The 17,756-nt window shown below is 50.0% G+C and carries 14 protein-coding genes; 3 read left to right on the plus strand and 11 right to left on the minus strand.

Annotated elements, in window-relative coordinates; all coding sequences use genetic code 11:
* Positions 1-9: 9 nt before the first annotated feature.
* From CWO84_RS16915 to CWO84_RS24485, 3 genes are all read right to left on the minus strand, one after another.
* Positions 10-2,310 (minus strand): right-handed parallel beta-helix repeat-containing protein, encoded by a 2,301-nt coding sequence (locus CWO84_RS16915; RefSeq protein ID WP_101054036.1) that lies wholly within the window; start codon positions 2,308-2,310, stop codon positions 10-12.
* Positions 2,311-2,513: 203 nt separating this feature from the next.
* Positions 2,514-4,628 carry a right-handed parallel beta-helix repeat-containing protein gene (locus CWO84_RS16920; RefSeq protein ID WP_101054039.1) on the minus strand — a complete coding sequence of 705 codons (2,115 nt, stop codon included), beginning with the start codon at positions 4,626-4,628 and terminating at the stop codon, positions 2,514-2,516.
* Between the two features lie 815 nt (positions 4,629-5,443).
* Complete coding sequence (locus tag CWO84_RS24485; protein WP_165786359.1) at positions 5,444-5,614, minus strand: hypothetical protein; 171 nt, start codon at positions 5,612-5,614, stop codon at positions 5,444-5,446.
* 397 nt (positions 5,615-6,011) lie between these two features.
* On the opposite strand from CWO84_RS24485, the gene CWO84_RS16925 reads away from it, so the two are divergent.
* Both CWO84_RS16925 and CWO84_RS16935 read left to right on the plus strand, forming a co-directional pair.
* Positions 6,012-6,632 (plus strand): hypothetical protein, encoded by a 621-nt coding sequence (locus CWO84_RS16925; RefSeq protein ID WP_101054041.1) that lies wholly within the window; start codon positions 6,012-6,014, stop codon positions 6,630-6,632.
* A gap of 356 nt (positions 6,633-6,988) precedes the next feature.
* Positions 6,989-7,768: a WecB/TagA/CpsF family glycosyltransferase gene (locus CWO84_RS16935; RefSeq protein ID WP_165786360.1), complete on the plus strand. Its 780-nt coding sequence runs from the start codon at positions 6,989-6,991 to the stop codon at positions 7,766-7,768.
* A gap of 261 nt (positions 7,769-8,029) precedes the next feature.
* Here the strand turns inward: CWO84_RS16935 and gltA are convergent, their stop codons facing one another.
* From gltA to CWO84_RS16960, 5 genes are all read right to left on the minus strand, one after another.
* Positions 8,030-9,325 (minus strand): citrate synthase, encoded by a 1,296-nt coding sequence (gene gltA, locus CWO84_RS16940; protein ID WP_033158189.1) that lies wholly within the window; start codon positions 9,323-9,325, stop codon positions 8,030-8,032.
* A 346-nt stretch (positions 9,326-9,671) separates the two neighbouring features.
* Positions 9,672-10,778 (minus strand): HupE/UreJ family protein, encoded by a 1,107-nt coding sequence (locus CWO84_RS16945; protein ID WP_240618084.1) that lies wholly within the window; start codon positions 10,776-10,778, stop codon positions 9,672-9,674.
* A 17-nt stretch (positions 10,779-10,795) separates the two neighbouring features.
* Positions 10,796-11,464, minus strand: a complete 669-nt coding sequence (locus CWO84_RS16950) for a hypothetical protein (protein WP_101054052.1) — start codon at positions 11,462-11,464, stop codon at positions 10,796-10,798.
* A 27-nt stretch (positions 11,465-11,491) separates the two neighbouring features.
* Complete coding sequence (locus tag CWO84_RS16955) at positions 11,492-11,869, minus strand: copper resistance CopC family protein (RefSeq protein ID WP_033158186.1); 378 nt, start codon at positions 11,867-11,869, stop codon at positions 11,492-11,494.
* 23 nt (positions 11,870-11,892) lie between these two features.
* Positions 11,893-13,113: a sialidase family protein gene (locus CWO84_RS16960; RefSeq protein ID WP_101054055.1), complete on the minus strand. Its 1,221-nt coding sequence runs from the start codon at positions 13,111-13,113 to the stop codon at positions 11,893-11,895.
* A gap of 357 nt (positions 13,114-13,470) precedes the next feature.
* On the opposite strand from CWO84_RS16960, the gene CWO84_RS16965 reads away from it, so the two are divergent.
* On the plus strand, positions 13,471-14,067 hold the full coding sequence (locus CWO84_RS16965; RefSeq protein WP_033158184.1) for a CHRD domain-containing protein: 597 nt from the start codon (positions 13,471-13,473) through the stop codon (positions 14,065-14,067).
* Between the two features lie 156 nt (positions 14,068-14,223).
* On the opposite strand, the gene CWO84_RS16970 is transcribed toward CWO84_RS16965, so the two are convergent.
* From CWO84_RS16970 to CWO84_RS16980, 3 genes are all read right to left on the minus strand, one after another.
* Positions 14,224-15,636: an ATP-binding protein gene (locus CWO84_RS16970; RefSeq protein WP_033158183.1), complete on the minus strand. Its 1,413-nt coding sequence runs from the start codon at positions 15,634-15,636 to the stop codon at positions 14,224-14,226.
* Positions 15,636-16,295 carry a response regulator gene (locus CWO84_RS16975; RefSeq protein ID WP_033158182.1) on the minus strand — a complete coding sequence of 220 codons (660 nt, stop codon included), beginning with the start codon at positions 16,293-16,295 and terminating at the stop codon, positions 15,636-15,638. The genes CWO84_RS16970 and CWO84_RS16975 overlap by 1 nt, the downstream gene beginning before the upstream one ends.
* Before the next feature lie 135 nt (positions 16,296-16,430).
* Positions 16,431-17,663, minus strand: a complete 1,233-nt coding sequence (locus CWO84_RS16980; RefSeq protein ID WP_033158181.1) for an NADP-dependent isocitrate dehydrogenase — start codon at positions 17,661-17,663, stop codon at positions 16,431-16,433.
* Positions 17,664-17,756: the final 93 nt, after the last annotated feature.

Here is a 17,756-nt window from a genome sequence, read left to right on the forward strand (position 1 = left end):
GAGTAAATTTTACGGTGTCGCAGAGATGCTAGTTAGGCCGATGTCCTCCGGCAAGGGTTGAAAATTGATCTTTTTAACCGGCGTGTCTGAGCAAAATTTGAGATTATTGCCGGTTATTGTCATACAAGGGTCGGCTTCGACGCTGTTCTTTTCAACGCCTTCGTTGACCCATTCCGTCCACAAGGCGCCATCGCGTTTTTTCGAACGATCCAGTATTTCGTAGCTGATTTTAAAAGGCCCTGAAGTATTCCAAACCAGATTATGGGCTATATTGTTGCTGGCATCCGGCATTCGATAGCGTAGCCCCCAATTATTCGCGGCTGTCGATATCACTATATTTCTTATAATGCTATTGTTCTCCGGCCAGTTTTCATTGTGCATTGGTGCGGATAGCGCGGGATATTTATTGCTCCATATTGGATTGCGGTAAGGGATTGCAGCTAATCGGCGTTTGATTTCCGCACTGGGTTGACGTTGATCAACAGTGATAGCGTATTTATCGGTGACGATTATATTGTTTTCTATCGTCGTGTAGCGTCCTCCGCCCACCTGGATGCCAATCATGCCAGGGTTGTAAAGTAGATTGCCTATTACGTTGAATCCGCTTACTTCGTCGTCGAGATAAATTGCGCGTACTCCATCCGGGCGTGCATAGCTAAAGGAGTTCTGGGTTACATCAATTTTCTTCAGGCCGTAGCCGAACAGATCGTGGATGCTGTTATAGCGGATGGTATTGCCATGATAGGTCCAGTCTCGACCGGAATATATTGCGCCACAGTCCGATGCCTGTTCGCAAACATTGTGGATTTCATTTTTTTCGATGAGGTGGTCGTTGCCGCTTACCAATATTCCGGAGCCGGGGGCATCGGTAATAAGGTTGTGTGTCGCTTGATTGCCCACGCCTGCCAACTCGATTGCCGGCATGTAAGTCATGACGACGCGGCCGAAATCGTGAATACGGTTGTTATGCGCCGTATTGTTCGCGGGCTGCAAAGTGTTGCGGTCTCCGCCGCTGAGCAGGATGCCGCCTTCACCGGTATCGTGAATATGGCAGTGGGCAATTGTGACGTGAGTACTGTTTTTTACCTCGATTGCTTTCCCCCCAGTGTTATTGATCTCGATATCGGTAAAATTGAGATGCTCGCTTTTGTCGATTTTGATGGCATGTCCGGTCGAGTAGCGAAAGCTCAAACGACTAAAGCTAACATGTCGGACGCCGTCGAATGTGAGCAGATTAGGTAATGTCGATGCCGTAACTTGATACGGACTTGCGGAATCGATGGGTATGAATAGTATCTTGCCTTCACTTTGGTCGTAAAACCATTCTCCGGGAGCATCCAGTTCGGAGCGAATATTTTGCAGATAAAATCTCCGGCCGCTCGCAAGGTGGTAGGCGGTTTTATCGTCAAGCGTTAACGTATTGCTTGCAGACTCGAGCGTCTTTACGCCAATGTACTGATCGTACCAGTCGTTCCCAGCGAAAATATGGACTTGGGCTTTGGAATTATTTTCCAATGGTGGAAGCGGTTCGAAACTGCTGAAGCGGGTCCGGTCGTCAGTCGGTATTTTTATGTGGGCCCAATCACTATTAGGCCAGCGGGCTAGATGCAGTGCACGGTCGTTGACAAATAATTCGAATCCGGGTACGGCGCCTTGCTGGCGATGGTTTTGCTGATATTTGAGGTTGGTAAAAGTTTGGCCTTTTACATTGCAACTCCAGGTCGGCGGCTGGTAGGGGGTACAGTCGGTCAATGACGTTCCGGCGCTGATGGTTACCGGGCCTCCTTCTCCTTGCCACCGTATTGGCCGATCCGCAAAACCGGTGTCCCGGATATTGAACGTTAACGTTTTTGGCAATGAGTAGTCTCCCGACCGGATATGTACAGTAATTGGCTCGTTAAACCGGTTTTGAGCTTTTTGTTCTCTGACAGCCTGCTGCGCTCTGGCTAAACTGAAAAATGGGCCGTGAGAACCAGAGGTCTCAGGCTTAGCCGCCATTCCATCCGCTTGGTCGTTCCCGGCAGTGGAAACGTAAAAATCTGCAGACAAGGCTATGCTGCATTGGCATAGCAGGCTTATCAGCAGTAGTAATTTAATCGGTCGTGCTTGAGCCGCGCGCATTGAGCTAAATAGCGGTGGGATAGCAAGCGGCGCATCGTTATCCCGGTTGTTGTAAACAAGGGAATTCCCCGTTGTTGTTATCTGCATATACCACCTGCTGAGGTAAGTGATGTTTAACTGGCCGGCTCTGACCTCATCTGCGCTATCACCAGCCGCCATGTTGTTTGAGTAATAACCGGCAATTTTCAAGAAACGTATTGAAGCCGCCAAAAATTCGTGTGAGTTTCTTCCTAAAGAATGCAATGCAAAAAAACGATTGGGTTAGTCCCCGCTTGCACGGGGATCCCGGTGTAATCAACAACTGCAGAATAACGGAGTCTTATCGGTTTTACTTTATAGAAAAGCCAGACATGATCGGCGATGGGCTTTGTGCCGAGCTAGAAAACCCCTATTTACTGAATCAGGCCTATATCTGTCGGTATAGGTTTTAATCCGATTGAATTTATGGGTGAATCGCTACAGGTTACGCTTAATATTCCTTGGGTGATATTAAGGCAGGGGTCGGCGTTAATACTATTTAATTCCAAGCCTTGATCGATCCACGTTGACCAGGGCACTCCGCCTTTGCCATCGTTCGATTCCAGTATCATATAATCCACTCTAATATCGTTTCCTTTGTGCCATACTAAATTATCACTGATATTGGTAGAGTCGCGTGGGGCCACGTAACGCAACGATCTGGTGGGGCTATTGCTAGTAATCGCAAAAACATTTCGAGTTATTGTGTTACCTTCAGGCCAAGTGTCATTGTTCATGGGCTGGTTTAGTTGCGGATACTTTTGCGACCATATATCGCTGTTGATCGGCATCGTTGCGAGGCTTTCTCTGTTCGGAGTCCAATCAGCGTATATGCCGCGGTTATCCATCAAAAAAGCGTAGCTTTTTGTTTTAACAACGTTATTTTCGATGCGGTTGTCCCTGCCTCCGCCAATATGAATCGAAATGAAGCTAACATTGTCTAGTATATTGCCGTAAACAGTATTTCCACTCGATCCGTCGTCCAGATAAATGCCTCTAGCGCCATCGAATATGTATTCAACTTTATTCTTTTGAATATCCAATGTGGCTTGGTTTAATTGATAACCTGTGAAGTCATGAATATAATTGTGCCGAACGACATTTCCTCTATATGTCCAGTCTCTTCCGGATAAATATATCGCTCCGCAGTCACCGGATTGTTTGCATATTTGGGTGATTTCGTTCTTTTCGATCAAATGTTCATTTCCACCGACAATAATGGCATTGCCGGTGCTGTTGCTTATTAAATTGTGAGTAACGGATACACCAACGCCTGAGATAGCTATTGCTGGGGAATAGTTTAATAAGACGGTGTCATAATTAGTGATGGTGTTGTTATCGATCACATTATTTGAGCTTTCTAATAGCGTGCGGTCACCACCAGACAAAAATATGCCGCCAAGTCCGGTATCGTGGATATGGTTATTCGAGATAATGACGTTATTGTTATTAGGGGCTCTTATAGCTACGCCACCTATATTGTTTATTTCTAGTTTTTCAAGGGTGATGTTGTTCGAATTGTCGGCGTTAATAGCGTTTCCTGTGCTATGGCGAAATATTAAGTTTCTAAAAGTAATGTGGCTGGATTTTCTTAATTTTATTAAATTGGTGGCATAAGAAAGAAGTATTTTTTCTGGAATGGTGTATTTTGGCGGTATAAAGTAAATTCTACTGGTGGTTTTATCGTAAAACCATTCTTCCGGCATATCTAACTCTGCTTTGATGTTTTCTAGGTAGAATCTTCTGCCAGATGAAATGTTATAGGAAGTATCGCTGGATAAGGTAATATGGTTATTCGCTAAGTCAAACGCGGCTACGTCTATATATTCGTCTTTAATGTCATTGCCTGCAAAAATGTGCACTTGAGCATTGCTAAGGTCGCCCTGAAATTTAGGCATTTTTTCTAAAACCAATAGCCTAGTCCGAGTCCGCAAGGGAGTTTTTATATGAGCCCAATCTTGATTTGGCCATCTGGCTAAATGCATTTTATGTTCATTGACAAAAACATCAAATTTAGGGGCTTCCCCTACAATCCGGGGAGATTTCTCTCCCGTTATAGTGGATAGTGTCGAGTTAGTTACTGGGCAGCTAATTATCTTTTCTGGCGAGAGTTCGTCGTATGTTTGGCAATTTTTTAATTGAATGCCTCCAGAAACTATACTACCGCCGCTTTCGCCTTCCCAAATAATTTCTTGTCCAGGCAGGCCCGAATCTTCGGCATTGAGTTCCAGCGGCGCTTGCAATTGGTAAACGCCTTTGCCAACATGTACGGTGATCGCCTGGTTAAAGTTACCAGTAGCTTTTAAACTTCTGATCGCTTGCTGGGCGCGAGCCAATGTTTTGAAGGGGCCGGTTTTAGTCCAGAAATTCACTCTTGGAGATAGGCCATTCAGGCTGTCGCTACCTGAGGGCGATACATAAAAATCTTGCGCCCATGCTGCCGAGCAGAACGTTGCAAAGGTTAGGGTAATGACAAGTTTAATAAACATAGTTTTCTCCTTTTATTAACTCATGCTCCAATAGCCTGACAGACCACGGAATACAGTCAGCTAATTCAGTTAATATTTGAGGGGTAGTGTTCCGGTCCTTGGTTACGAAGATACTTGGAAATTGTTTCAGAATTGGGTCAACTGCGGGCCATTCCATTCAGTCTGCATCGCCAACACGGAATCAATACTAGCAGCTCTTTTCAATAACGAAATACGTAACCTCACGAATACCGCTTTTTCAACCGCAGTCAGGGTGTAATAAATTTTTGACGAGCCAAATTGGTGCGCTTGGCTAGCATCTGAACTAAAGCGCACCGTTCTGACATGCTGTTGAAATGTGTTGGTAACAGCCTAGCTCGATTGCATGTGTCGATAATGGCTTTTTATGTGCCCATCCAAGCTTATATGGGTAGCCTCTAAAAATCCCTTTTCCTACGTAACCGCATGGCATAAAGGAGAGGGTGAGGGATGAACATATTTCATATTTAATTCCCTCATCCCAACCTTCTCCCGGAGGGAGAAGGAGATTTTTTAATTTTTAAAGGTTCCCTATAGCTATGTGCGACCAATGAGTAAATTCGTCAGGTTTGGCGAGTGTGGTGTTGTTGATGCGTGCATCAAGCTAACTGTTCCAGCCTGGCCAAGTGTGTCGAATTATAAGCGGATGATATTGGAGGCTAGGTACAGCCTAAAACATAATGGCTTGATAACCAAGCCATTTTTTTATTTTAATTAAATCTTAATTGTGTACCGAAGCCTGCTTTCTGGTTTGATCTGGACGATTTGGGAGTATTCACAGAGGGCTAGGAGGCACGCTACAGGCCTTGATTGGCAACGCCGGAGGCATTGTCGGTACCGATGAAACGTCTGGGGTTACCGCCAGGAACGTTGTTGGCACCGCTGAGCCTTCTGTGGGTACCTCCAGGTGTTTTGTGGGTGCCGATGAACTTTCTATGGTTGCCGCCAATTGGTTTGTCGGCAACCATGAGCTAGTCGTCGGTGCGGACGCGACATTTAGCCGCACCACCAAAGGCTTGTAGAGCTTCTTATAATGTATATAGAATTAATTAAGCCGTTAGAGTTTCGCCGTCGATTTTGGTTAGCTCTACGGTGAAGTCTGCCGCGCCGATGTCTGTGCGGTATTGCGTATTTTAAGCGTCTAAAAATCCCTTCTCCTCCCGCTCCCACTGGGCATATCGGAGCGGGCTAGAGTGAGAAGGCAATAAACTAGTGTTTTATATACCCTCATCCTAACCTTCTCCTTTATGCACTGCGGGTACTGGGGAGAAGGGACTATTTCGTTTTTTACGACATACCCCAGAGCGAGAAGGCGGTTTCTTAATTTTTTGAGGTTTCCTCTGATAACAATATGGAGAATTCAAAATGGCTAAATCCGATTATTTTCCGCACCCTGATAGCGATTTATTGATTTGGCATGATCGTTTTAAGGTCAATCTCGCCGCGCGTCAGGCGGAATTTGGTTTATCCGCCGAGGATATTGCTAGTGTCGATAGCGATAATCAGGAGTTACATACCAAGATCAGCGAAGTAAATGCCGCTTCTGCGGCAGCAAGGCATGCCACGGCGGCTAAAACTGCCAGTCGCAATAATATCGAAAGCCGAGTGAGAGCCCTAGTCAGACGCATCAAGGCGCATCCGGCTTATTCCGATGCTTTGGGTAATTTGCTCGGTATCATAGGCTCGGAAGATACAACCAAGCTTACCGACGCTAAACCGGTTTTGACCGGTGTAGATCAAACGGGCGGCGTGGTGGTTCTCAATTTTGTTAAATCCAAGAGCGACGGTATCAATATCTATTGTCAGCGCGAGGGGGAACCGGAGTTTTTGTTTTTAGCCAGGGATACGATACCGCCGTATATCGATAACCGGCCTTTACTGGTTGCCGGCAAGCCGGAATTGCGCCGCTATACAGCGGTTTATATCTTGAAAGACGCCGAGGTTGGTCAATATAGTGATGAGCTGGTGGTTAATTGTGCACCTTGACCGCGCTGGTTTTCTGAACGCTTTAGCTATGGCAGCGCTCCTTAAACTTATAGGGGGCTGCGAAAAATTTAAAAATCTCTTATCAGCAGGGCACAAAGGAGAAAGTTGGGATGAGGGGGTTAAAATCATTATTTACCCCCTCACCCTAGCCCTCTCCCATAGGGAGAGGGATCTATTATGGTTCAACTTAAGTTAATGGCATTGTCCGCAGGCGGAATACAGGTGTGCTTGATTGATACCTCGTTGATTTTGTCGAATTGGTCTGCTCTGAATTGACTCCGGAGGCAAATATAGCGATGCTAGGGGGACAAAATTAAAAGCATCACTTTTCAATTAACCGCCCGATGGAGCACGGAATGCAAGCAATCAAGTCAGTAGATATTTTCGGAATACGCTTCCCTATCCTGGATTACGAGCTTACGTTACAACTATTTCAGGAGTGGATCGCCAGCGGCCAAGCCCATCAGGTCTGTATCGCCAATGTGCATACCACCGTGGCCTGTCTCACCGATCATGAGTTGCGTGATATTTCCAACAACGCCTTGTCCACCATGGATGGCCTGCCTTTGGTTTGGTACGCCAAGCTGGTGCATCAAGCGCCGATAAAAACCCGAGTTTGCGGGCCGGACTTGATGTTGAAATGCCTGGATCACGGGCAGCAGTTGGGCTGGCGGCATTTTTTTCTCGGCGGTAAAGACGAGGTCTTGGCGGATTTGGTCGCCAACATCCGCAAGCGTTATCCGCAAGCAGAGCTTGTGGGCTGGCTTTCTCCGCCGTTTCGGCCCTTGTCAGCAGAAGAAGATCAACAATTGGTCGATTTGATCAACGCCGCCAGGCCGGATTTTCTCTGGGTGGGCTTAGGCGCGCCCAAGCAGGAAAAATGGATTGCGGCGCACCTGGATAGAGTGCATGTGCCGGTGCAATTGGGGGTGGGCGCGGCTTTTGATTTTCACTCCGGACACATCAAGCGGGCGCCGCTGTGGATGCAAAAAAGCGGTTTGGAATGGTGCTATCGGATGGCTAAGGATAGGCGGCTGGTTAAGCGTTATTTTTCCACCAACCCGGTGTTTCTACTACGTTTTGCCTGGGATTTTTTGCAGATTAGAGTGTTGAAGCGCTCGGCGGTTACTTCTTGAAGGTCATCAACCAATGCGCTAAATAACCTCCAAAAAATCCCCCTTACTAAGGGATAGAGCTAGAGTTAATACCGTTAAGTTAAGCCCCTCTCCTGCTGGAGAGGGTTGGGGTGAGGAGAATAAATAAGGCAAAGAACTTTATTGATCCCCTCATCCCAGCCTTCTCCTTTATGCCCAGTGGGTACTGAGGGAGAAGGGGCTGCCCGTCTTTAAGTTATGTGCAGTTGTCCAGAAGGATAGGGGACTTAACTATTTATTTTATCACCGATTAGAAATCGATTTCACGTCCCTAGTCGTCACACCTTTATACAACTGGCGCGGGCGGCCGATTTTCAATTCGGGATCGGAGATCATTTCGTCCCATTGCGCGATCCAACCCACCGAGCGGGCCAAAGCAAAGATGGCGGTGAACATTTCGGTCGGGATGCCTAGAGCGCGCAGGACGATGCCGGAATAAAAATCCACGTTGGGGTAGAGTTTTTTCTCGACGAAGTACGGGTCTTCCAGCGCAATGCGCTCCAGTTCCATCGCCAGTTTGAACAGGCGGTCGTCGTTCAGATTCAATTCGTCCAGCACTTCGTGGCAGGTTTGCCGCATTAGTTTGGCGCGCGGGTCGTAGTTTTTGTAAACCCGGTGACCAAAACCCATCAAGCGGAATGGGTCGTTTTTGTCCTTGGCTCTGGCGACATATTCGCCAATTTTCGACACATCGCCGATTTCTTCCAGCATGTTCAACACCGCCTCGTTGGCGCCGCCGTGTGCCGCGCCCCACAGGCAGGCAATACCGGCCGCGACGCAAGCGTAAGGGTTGGCGCCGCTGGATCCGGCCAGTCGCACGGTGGAGGTAGATGCGTTTTGTTCGTGGTCGGCATGCAGGATCAGGATTCTATCCAACGCTCTGACCAACACCGGATTGGCCAGATAATCTTCGCCAGGGTCGCCGTGCATCATGCGCATAAAGTTTTCCGCATAGCCCAGTTTGCGTTTGGGATAGATAAACGGCATGCCGATGCTGTATTTGTAGCACATCGCTACCATGGTCGGCATTTTCGCGATCAGGCGGATGGCGGAGATGTACCGGTCTTCCTTGCAGTTGATGTCCATGACTTCGTGATAAAACGCCGACAGCGCGCCGACTACGCCTACCAATACCGCCATCGGATGCGCGTCGCGGCGGAAGCCGCTGTAGAATTTGATCAGCTGTTCGTGCACCATCACATGTTGGCTGATAGTGGTGACAAAGCCTTTCATTTCGGAGCCGTTGGGTAGGTCGCCGTTCAGCAGCAGATAACAGACTTCCAGAAAATCGCATTTTTCCGCCAGTTGTTCGATGGGGTAGCCCCGATACAACAGCACGCCGGCATCGCCGTCGATAAAGGTGATTTTTGAAGTACAGCTGGCGGTGGAGGTAAAGCCGGGGTCGTAAGTAAAATGGCCGGTCTGTGCGTATAAAGACCGAATATCGATGACGGACGGACCCATGGTGCCGGGTGTGACCGGTAATTCGATTACGCGGTCTTGGTCTTCCTGTTTTAACGTCACTTTTTTATCAGTCATGTCAAATTCTCCGGAGAGCTAGCTGTTGAGAAGGGGATGGTTTGTATTCTATTGCAAATAGCGAATAAACACAGCTTTAGATCGGGATTGTTTACAATTTAACGAAAAACGAGGGCCTGATTGATGGGTTTCGCGTTGCGCTAACCGGCCTAAGGGACTGGGATGGCAAATTTCGAGGATGGGTAGCGCAATGCGAAACTCCTCGCCTGCGCTGTCACAGTTGACGGAGCAGGCGTCTTTGCAGACGGCAAGGGCATTGGATATTCAAACTTTCCAGAGTTGTTAATATCTTGGGTCAACTGGGTGTTTGCCTCTTCTCGTGCTCGGCAACCCAGCCAAGGGCGGTTTACAAAACCGTCCGCTCCAGGAGCCAATAAGCCCCCATCAAGGCCACCATCGCCGAACAACCTTTCAAGAATTTCTCGGCAAAAGCCGGCTTGTTGTTTAGCCACCAGATAATAGGCAACACCACCGACGCCACCGCGATTTGGCCGGTTTCTATGCCTAGGTTAAACGACAGCAAGGGCAACAAGATGCCGGTGTCGCCGCTGGAAATGTTCATTTCCCGTAGCACACTCGCAAAACCAAAGCCGTGAATCAAACCAAAGCCGAAGGTCAGCCATTGCCGGCCCTTGGGGTGATCGCCACGTATAATGTTTTCTACCGCCACGTAAATGATTGTCAACGCAATCACTGGTTCGACAAAGCTGCTGGGTAACTCGATGATATTAAGCCCTGCAAACGCCAAGGTGATGGAATGAGCGATGGTAAAGAAGGTGACGATCTTGATCGCCGGCCAGAAACTATGCGTGACTGCCAGCAAGGCAAACAGGAATAACAGGTGGTCGTAACCGGTGAGGATGTGCTCGATGCCCAGCTTCAAAAAATCGGCAAACGCGGAAAATCGGGAATCGTTTTGCGCCACGGATTGATCGGCAGGAGACAATGCCAATTGCAACTGGTCGTCGGCCCTGCTTAGCATTTTCTCGCTCAGTGTTTTCCCGGCGGCGTCGCGCACTGTGACATACTGCTGATGCCCGTCAGGTAGCCAGGCCAATAACTTGGATTGCACCAGCAACTGTTGGTGCGGCACAGATTGAAAAATAAATTCGACATGGGCGTTGTTCTGTTCGTCGTAAACGACAGCCCCCGGCGCCACGGCTTGCACATCAACGCTATCAATATTAACCCGCAACTGCGCAGCCAGCATTTTGGCGATGTCCGGCTTGGCCGCTTCGCGCTCCGCGGCGCTGACTTCCGCATCCAGGTCGCTATCCATCGGCGCAAAGGCTTCGATGTCTTGCAGGGCAAAGGTCAATTTAGCGATAACTTGGTCGGATTTGACAGTCACATCAATTGAGCTAAGGCCAGGGGCGTGCGCCGCTGCCCAGCCCGATGGCAGCAGCAAACAAACCAGCAGCAGGCATTGCCAGCGGGCAAACAGCCTAAGCATTTTCCATCCGCTCGTCATTAGGGCTGTTCCCCATTTCCATTGGTTTGCGCGGCTTTTCTACGTTTCTGCAGGTAAACCAAAAATCCCAGCACCAGCAGCACCAAGGCCACCACGCCACCTATTGCCACTAGTGGTAAATCGGCGCCCTTGGGATCGACCCCCACTTCCAGCGCAATGCGGAATTTATCATCGTCTTCCATCGCTTCGCCGATCAACAGGTACAGCACGTAGTCGCCGGTTTTATCCACATCGGCTTGCGCTTCTACCGCGCCTTTCGGATACAGTTTGGAAGGAATTTCGGCGACTGTGCGGATTTCGCGCACATCATCCGGGGCCTTCTGGCCGGTTTTTTCCACTTCCACCAATTTAATGCCAATCGGCGTGGCGCGAATATCACGGTCGATCAAATCGGCAGTGAAAAACATCTTGCCGGCTCTGGGGATTTTCTGGCAAAACGGCACGAACGCAGCTTTAGGATCAGGATTTTTATCGTTTTTATCCGGCTGCAGGTAAGCGCTGAAGTGCACCGCGTAAAAATCGTTGGCGATGATGCAATCCAAATCCGGACGATTGCCCAGTGCATTAGATTGTTTGGTACCGAAGCCAAGTTTGTCGCAACCGCTGAGTAAAACCACGCAGGCCACGAGCCCGGCGATAAAAAAGACGGGAAGTCGCTGAATATTCATAGAAATAAACCGATGGAAGAATGCAGACTAGGGTTTGACGGTAAATTCGAATTTACCGGTGACTATGTGAGTGTCCTCGGAAACCACGCGGTAGCGAATAGTGTAGGTGCCCGGCGCCAGTGTTGGCACAGTGGCGTAGATATTGGCACCATTGGTCAGACTTTGCGCGACGTCGTGGTTATCCACCCGCTTGCCGGTGCTGTCGATGACGGCCAGGGCTTTGTATTCGCTGCGGACTGCGTCGTTAAACCACAGGTCGATTTGCTTGGGCGATTCGGTGACGGTCTCGTCCTTGGCGGGTTGCGATTTCACTAGAATCGCGTGCGCAAATACTGAGACCGGGCTGAATAACGCGAGCGCCAACAAGCCGGGTTTTATTATTTTTGTTATGTCTAACTTGGGCATGACCACCTCTTAAAGTATAAAAATCATTGTAAAACCGCCGCCGACCATTGCTTGCCGGTGGGCGTTTGCTCTAACCACATTGCCAACAAGCCCGTCGGCGTGGCGACGATGCGCGGGAAGGTCGCCGAAGCGCCGGCGGATGATAGCAACTTACTTGCCGACCAATGTTCGCCATTATCGACGGATTCCGAGACAAACACTTTAGAGCCTTCCGGCCCCAGTGCATCCCACACCGCGACTAAGCGCCCGGCGCCGAACGCGATGTCCACATGAAACGCGCCGGCTTCGCCAAGCCGTTGCGGTGGCGTCCAGCTTTTACCACTGTCGATGGATTGCATATGATAAAGCCCAACTTGATTGTCCGCGCCGGTCCACACCAGGCTATGCAAGGAACCATCACTGGCCACCGCCAGGCCGCCACCGTTATGCGGACAACCGTCGAAAATCCAGTTGAACTCGCCCACCGTACTCAGGCGTTGCCAACTGGCGCCGCCATCGGCTGATTGCGCCAACGCCATGTCGCGGGGTTTCATATCCCGATACAACGTATTCAATTTACCGTCTGCACCCAGAATCATGCGGTTCCAACAGCACGAGCAACTGGAATCGTCTATCGTCTGCGCCATCTCCCAGCTTTTGCCGCTGTCGCTGCTGCGCGCATAGCGCACACCTTGGTAACCGTTCTCGTCTCTATCATCCAGCCACACCGCGTGAAAACGGCCTTCGGTATCTGCCAATAGTTCGTGATGCGATTGGTCGGCATCGCTGCCGGTCGGTTTGGCGCCTTGCTGCCAAGTTTTGCCGGCGTCATTGGAATAAATCGCAACTAACGGCCCCATGCCGGGCAATTCGCCGGTAGTTTGCCAGACGATTAGCAATTTGTCGCCGGCGGCAGCAATTTGTATATCGTTACCGACTTTCGCCTCTACGGGCTGGTTAAATTGCGGACTCAAAGCGCTGGGCTGCGACCAATGCAATCCGCCGTCTTCGGAATGCAGATAGCCTATATAAGGTTGCTTACTGCCGGTTGGTGTCGCGACGAAGGCGGCATGCACGGTCTGCCTGTCGACATACACATCGAAACTGACCAAATTTTGTAAACCTAGCGTTTTGGCGTCGATAGGACTGAGAACACTTTGATCTAAAGCCAGCTTCGCCGTAACAAGTTTTTGCTCGCCACAACCAAACGACGCCAAGCTGGTGAGCACGGCAACGCTCAAGTATATAGCCTTCAAGTTCGGCATGGGTATGACGCCTCTCTGACAAAAAAGGCGATGATTAGATCATATTGGCGCGCAAATCAGAACCGGGAAACACCCGCAACTTCGAGCAATGCAGGAGTCCAATGGATAGCAGCCGCGTCGATCAAATTTCGGTCCGCCGTTTGAAGGCCAAATCGCCCTATCCCGGCATTGCCGCCAGCCCACTTGGTTTAATGGCTAGCCATTGAAAAACTTAAAAATTGTATGATTGACCGTACCTATTAAAGCAAGTGACAATCCCATCGCCTTGTCGGGGGAAGGTAGCGGGCTGAGATATTTGGCAGACGTTTTTTTGACACAAAATCTTTTAATTTTGCATTGGTATTTAGGGAGATTTACATGAAAAGCATTATGTTGTTACTAGCGTTACTATCGGCAAGTTTAACCAGTATTGGCGTGGCAGCTCACGAACTTAGTTATGCCGTCGTTTTATCCGGGCCAAACGAAGCGCCGCCCAATAGCTCTTTAGGTTTTGGCAGCGGTACAGTCACTTTCGATCTGGACTTGGTCACCATGCGGGTTAATTTTTCTTTCAGTGGGTTGCAGGGCAATACCACAGCCGCTCACATTCATTGCTGCACTTCCGTTGCGGGCGCGGCGACTGCCGGGGTCGCTAGTCAAACGCCAAGCTTTGTTGGATTTCCTTTGGGCGTAACATCCGGCAGTATGGACCAAACATTCGATCTTAGCCTTGCCAGCAGCTATAACGCGACATTCATCACCAATAACGGCGGTACCGTCAGCAGTGCCCTGAATGCGCTACTAGTTGGCGCGGAGGCGGGCAAAGCCTATCTCAACATTCATACTTCGTTATTTCCCGGCGGCGAGATTCGCGGATTTTTGCAACCGGCCGCAGTACCGTTGCCGGCTGCAATTTGGTTATTTGGCAGCGTAGTCGGTGTGTTCTCGTTAAGCCGCTGTCGTAGACAAGTTTAAAAGCAACCGATTAGGCATTAGTTGAAATGTCGGGTTACGCGCTATCGAGCTAACCCGACTTACGAGACCGCAAGATAATCTGCTGGCTCTTCAAAACTGCATTCGTCTTGCTGCAAGCATATTCTTGGGCGTCAGTTGATTCGAATAAATTTGCCTCTATTTCACAGGCGCAGAACCGGCCAAATCCATGTGTAACCGTGCTTGCAAACCACCCAGCTCCGACTTGGCAAAATCAATATCCGCCGCATGTAACGCCACAATCCGCTGCACGATGGACAAACCCAAGCCGCTGCCTTCAACGCTATTGGCGGTTTCCACGCAACGGTAAAAGCGCTGCGTGATGCGCTGATAATCGTCGTCGGCAACACCGGGGCCGCTGTCGTCCACAGTCAGCTGCAAGCGCTTGTTTTCGCGGCGACAAGCTACTTTGATATGCCCTTCAATCGGAGAATATTTAATGGCGTTATCGATCAAGTTGCGTAACAACACTTGAAATAACTGAGGATTGGCGACGATCACTAGAGCCGGCTCTCCTTGCAATTCAATATCGATACGCTTATCGCGGGCGGCGTGATCCAGATCGGAAATCACCTCTATCAAGGCCTGGTTAACATCAACGGACTGCTTGGCAATCCCGGCCTGCTGATGCTGCACTCGCGACAAAGTCAGCAATTGTTGCACCGTATGCGTCATCCGCGATACCGCTTGCTGGGCTTTTTGCAAAGCCTGATCGCGCATCTGTGTATCGGTGGTTTTTTGCGCCACTTGAATTTGCGTCAACAGACCAGCCAAGGGCGTGCGCAGTTCGTGGGAAGCGTCGGAGGTAAAATTGCGCTCGTTGGCAAAAGCCTGTTCCAGCATCGCAAACAAGCTGTTGATTTGCGTGACCACCGGTAATACTTCGTCCGGCAGATTATCCACCGACAGCGGTTGCAGAAAGCCGGCTGCCCGGCTGGCCAATTGCTCCTTGACCTGGTTGACCGGCGACAAGGTGCGGCTGACGATCCACCAGATCATCATGCCCAATATCGGCAATGCGATCAAAAAACCAATCACTTGCTGGCCGGCGATGCCTTCCACCAATTCCCGGCGAATATCGTCGCGCTGACCGACATGAATCACATAATTGCCGTTTTCGGTACTCAGGCTAAATACATGCCAAAGCTGACCATACAGCATGGTTTCGCTGTAGCCGTTTCGCGTCAAGGATAAGGCAAATTCCGGCGCGCTTTCCGAGCGCAACACCAGCCCCTCTTTCACTGAGCGTAATTGAAAGGCAATTTTGCGTTCGTATTTGTGGCCGAGGATGGGCGTGTCGAACAGTTCTGGAGCTTTGTCGCGCTCCCAGAGTTTGGTCAGTGCACGTTGCCGGACCATATTCTCGACAAAGGCGTGTACCACCCGTGCCGATTGAGCTAATTCAGCGTTGAATAGTTCGGTGACTTCGTCGCGGGTTTGTTTGTAACTGAAGTAGGCGGTAACGCCCCAAACCAACAACAGCGAGGTTAGGAGCGACAGCAGCAGCTGCTTTTTCAGGGAGCGTGGCGCCAGACGAAAATGTTTGACCATCAGTTCTCGTCGATGATGTAACCGACCCCGCGGATGGTCCGAATCAGGTTGCTATCCAGTTTTTTACGCAGATGGTGAATATGTACTTCCACCGCATTGCTTTCCACTTCCGAGCCCCAGGCGTAGAGCGACTCTTCCAGACGAGCCCGGGAAATAACCTGGCCGATATGTCCCATTAGGTAACTCAGCACTTCAAATTCTTTTTGCGCCAGATCAACCGGCTTGCCGTTGAAATACACCTGGTGCGCGGCGGGATCGATGGTAACGCCTTTATGTTCGATCACTGGCAGGCTATGACCATCGTGGCGGCGGGCCAATGCGCGTAAGCGCGCGCAAATTTCCGCTAGGTCGAACGGTTTGGTGACAAAGTCGTCGGCGCCATTGTCCAGACCGGCCACCCGTTCGGCGACGCCTTCGCGGGCGGTTAAGACCAAAACCGGGGTGCTGTCCTTGCGCCGGCGCAGGTTCTTCAACACGCTCATTCCGTCCATGCGCGGCAAGTTCAAGTCCAACACCACCAGATCATAGTGGTTCAACTTCAGCGCCTCGTCGGCCTGCGCGCCGTCGATTAACCAATCCACCGCATAACCTTCCAGCGTCAAGCCGGCTTTTAAACCATCACCAAGGATGGCGTCATCTTCTACCAATAATAAGCGCATGATGTTTGTGTACCTATGGGCTGAGTGATTAACTTAGCCTGGATTGTAGCAATGATTTCTCAGTGTTCTGTGAGCGAGTAAGCAACTTAAAAGTTCGCTGGGATTGCAACTAAAACCCAGCGAACGGCAAAAGCCTCATGACGCCGAAAGGCTGCGTTCCAGATTGGCTCGCAAAGCTTCCAGAAAATCCTCGGTCGTTAAATAATGCGAGTCGTTTAAATCATCGCCGTAGATACACAAGGCCAAATCCTTGGTCATTTGCCCGGCCTCGACGGTATCGACACAGACCTTTTCCAAGGTTTCGCAGAAGTTGATCAACTCGGCGTTGCCGTCCAGTTTGCCGCGAAACGCCAAACCGCGCGTCCAGGCAAAAATCGAGGCAATCGGATTGGTCGAGGTCTTCTTACCCTGTTGATGCATGCGGTAATGGCGGGTAACGGTGCCGTGAGCTGCTTCGGCTTCCATGGTTTTGCCATCTGGCGTGACTAAGGTGGAGGTCATCAAACCCAGTGAACCAAAACCTTGGGCCACCGTGTCGGATTGCACATCGCCATCGTAGTTTTTGCAGGCCCAAACGAAGGCGCCGTTCCATTTCAAGGCTGAAGCCACCATGTCGTCGATCAGTTTATGTTCGTAGACAATGCCTTTGGCTTCGTATAAGGCTTTGTATTCCGCTTGGTAGATTTCTTCGAAGATGTCTTTGAAGCGGCCATCGTATTTTTTCAGGATGGTGTTTTTGGTGGAAAGATACAGCGGCCAGCCTCGATCCAAGGCCACATTGAAACAGCTGCGAGCGAAACCAGCGATGGACTCGTCGGTGTTGTACATCGCCAACGCGACGCCGTCGCCTTCGAAATGATAGACCTCAAAGCTTTGCTCCGGGCCGCCGCCGTCCGGCATGAAGCTGATTTTTAGCTTGCCTTTGCCTTTGGTGACGAAATCGGTGGCTCGGTACTGGTCGCCAAACGCATGCCGGCCGATGCAGATCGGCTGGGTCCAATTCGGCACCAAGCGCGGCACGTTTTTGCAAATGATCGGTTCGCGGAACACGGTGCCGTCCAGGATGTTGCGAATGGTGCCGTTCGGTGATTTGTACATTTTTTTCAATCCAAACTCTGCCACCCGCGCTTCGTCCGGGGTGATGGTTGCGCATTTGATGCCAACGCCGTGCTTTTGAATGGCGTGGGCCGCATCGATGGTGACTTGGTCGTCGGTAGCATCGCGCTGCTCGATACCTAAGTCGTAATAATCGATTTGCAGATCTAGGTAAGGCAGAATCAATTTGTCTTTAATGAAATGCCAGATGATGCGGGTCATTTCATCGCCGTCGATCTCCACCACCGGATTTTTGACGGATATTTTCTTCATAACGGCTCCTCACCTATCGCTAAAAGAGGCCTTCAGTATAGCCTGCCTACCCCTGAAGCACGGAATGTTTAACGGCTTGCTCGGCTCTGTCTG

This window comes from Methylomonas sp. Kb3 (assembly GCF_002834115.1).
GTDB classification, from domain to species: domain Bacteria; phylum Pseudomonadota; class Gammaproteobacteria; order Methylococcales; family Methylomonadaceae; genus Methylomonas; species Methylomonas defluvii.

Coding starts and splice junctions, on each gene's coding strand:
- CWO84_RS24485 (WP_165786359.1), bottom strand. CDS start 5,614: ATGGTTGCCGACAAACCAATTGGCGGCAACCATAGAAAGTTCATCGGC.
- CWO84_RS16945 (WP_240618084.1), bottom strand. CDS start 10,778: ATGCTTAGGCTGTTTGCCCGCTGGCAATGCCTGCTGCTGGTTTGTTTG.
- CWO84_RS16955 (WP_033158186.1), bottom strand. CDS start 11,869: ATGCCCAAGTTAGACATAACAAAAATAATAAAACCCGGCTTGTTGGCG.
- CWO84_RS16935 (WP_165786360.1), top strand. CDS start 6,989: ATGCAAGCAATCAAGTCAGTAGATATTTTCGGAATACGCTTCCCTATC.
- CWO84_RS16970 (WP_033158183.1), bottom strand. CDS start 15,636: ATGGTCAAACATTTTCGTCTGGCGCCACGCTCCCTGAAAAAGCAGCTG.
- CWO84_RS16925 (WP_101054041.1), top strand. CDS start 6,012: ATGGCTAAATCCGATTATTTTCCGCACCCTGATAGCGATTTATTGATT.
- CWO84_RS16965 (WP_033158184.1), top strand. CDS start 13,471: ATGAAAAGCATTATGTTGTTACTAGCGTTACTATCGGCAAGTTTAACC.
- CWO84_RS16920 (WP_101054039.1), bottom strand. CDS start 4,628: ATGTTTATTAAACTTGTCATTACCCTAACCTTTGCAACGTTCTGCTCG.
- gltA (WP_033158189.1), bottom strand. CDS start 9,325: ATGACTGATAAAAAAGTGACGTTAAAACAGGAAGACCAAGACCGCGTA.
- CWO84_RS16975 (WP_033158182.1), bottom strand. CDS start 16,295: ATGCGCTTATTATTGGTAGAAGATGACGCCATCCTTGGTGATGGTTTA.
- CWO84_RS16980 (WP_033158181.1), bottom strand. CDS start 17,663: ATGAAGAAAATATCCGTCAAAAATCCGGTGGTGGAGATCGACGGCGAT.
- CWO84_RS16950 (WP_101054052.1), bottom strand. CDS start 11,464: ATGAATATTCAGCGACTTCCCGTCTTTTTTATCGCCGGGCTCGTGGCC.
- CWO84_RS16960 (WP_101054055.1), bottom strand. CDS start 13,113: ATGCCGAACTTGAAGGCTATATACTTGAGCGTTGCCGTGCTCACCAGC.